At 69.0% G+C, this 1,388-nt stretch carries 1 protein-coding gene and 1 pseudogene; both read right to left on the reverse strand.

The window, feature by feature from the left end; translation table 11 throughout:
- Nucleotides 1-1,001: IS3 family transposase (locus ACFU5K_RS31905; RefSeq protein ID WP_384068244.1), on the reverse strand; the 1,001-nt coding region annotated here is incomplete at its 3' end.
- A 17-nt stretch (nucleotides 1,002-1,018) separates the two neighbouring features.
- Nucleotides 1,019-1,388, reverse strand: a pseudogene (locus ACFU5K_RS31910) (hypothetical protein); the annotation flags it as partial.

The following is a 1,388-nucleotide window of genomic DNA, read 5'->3' on the forward strand; positions in this document are numbered from 1 at the left end:
GTTTGTGGTGCGGGTTCGCGGCGCTTGGCCGGGTCGTTGATCCACGCCTGCTGGGGTATCCGGGGTGGTCGGGGCCGGCGGCCGAAGCGCTCGGGGTGGCGGGCGTATGCCTCGGCGAGGGTGACGGCCCGCTGGTCGCGGACCTCCTCTGCGGTGCCGAAGTGCACGCTGGCGGGCGTGTGCCAGCCGATGCCCGAGTGCCGGTGCTCGTGGTTGTAGTACGTGATGAACGCCTCGAACCACTCGCGGGCATGGGTCAGGGAGTCGAAGCGTTCGGGGTAGTCGGACATGTACTTGGCGGTCTTGAAGTGGGCCTCGATGTAGGGGTTGTCGTTGGAGGTCTTCGGCCGCGAGTGCGACCGGGTGATGCCGAGGTCGATCAGCAGCTGGGAGACCTTCTTGGAGGTCATCGAGGTGCCGCGGTCGGCGTGCACGGTCTCGGGCACGATGCCGTTGCGGTGGATGGTCTCCCGGATCAACTCCTCGGCCCGCGTGGCTGATTCGGCGGCCTCGACGGTGTGGCCGACGATGTAGCGGCTGAAGATGTCGATGATGACGTAGGCGTGGTACCAGATGCCCTTGACCGGTCCGGCCGCCTTGGTGATGTCCCAGGTGAACACCTGCGAGGGTCCGGTGGCGACCAGCTCGGGCACCGTCTTCGCCGGGTGAGTGGCCTGGCGGCGACGCTCGCCGGACTGCCCCTTCTCGCGCAGGATCCGATACATCGTGGAGACGGAGCAGTGGTAGCGCCCGGCATCCAGCTCACGGGCCCAGATCTGCGCGGGCGGCAGTTCGGCGTACTCGCCCGAGTTCATCAGTTCCAGGACCGCCGCCCGTTCCCTGGGGGTGAGGGCCGAGGGCTGGACCTGCGGTTTCCTGGGCTTTCGCTCCGGCGGGGGACGCAGCCGGCGGTAGTGGGTGGCCCGGGGGCGGCCGGTCAGCCGGCATGCGGCCGTGATACCGAGCTCGCCCTCGACGCCGGTGAACGCGTCGTCGGCCACCGGGTCGGCGGCAGCCTTCAGTCCGCGCTCTCGGAGATCATTTCCAAGAGCGCGGAAGCTTTTCCCATGACCTCCAACGCCGCCTTGTTCCGGGCCAGTTCCTTCTCCAGCCGTTCCACCTGGCGGCGCAGCTTCTCGTTCTCCGCCTCGGCTGCCGACTTCTTCGGCCTCGCCGGGCTGGTCCGCTGGTCGACCAGCTTCTCCAGGGCCCCGGCATCCCGCGCGGCCCGCCACTCCTTGACGTGCGAGTGGTACAAACGCTCGCGGCGCAGGACCGCACCCTTTTCGTTCTTGGGCGCGGCGTCGTACTCGGCCACGATCCGCAGCTTGTACTCGGGACTGAAGGTGCGGCGCTTCGGCCTGGGGGCCGGGTCGGATCCGGCGGGC

This window comes from Streptomyces sp. NPDC057428 (assembly GCF_042803195.1).
Classification (GTDB): Bacteria; Actinomycetota; Actinomycetes; order Streptomycetales; family Streptomycetaceae; genus Streptomyces.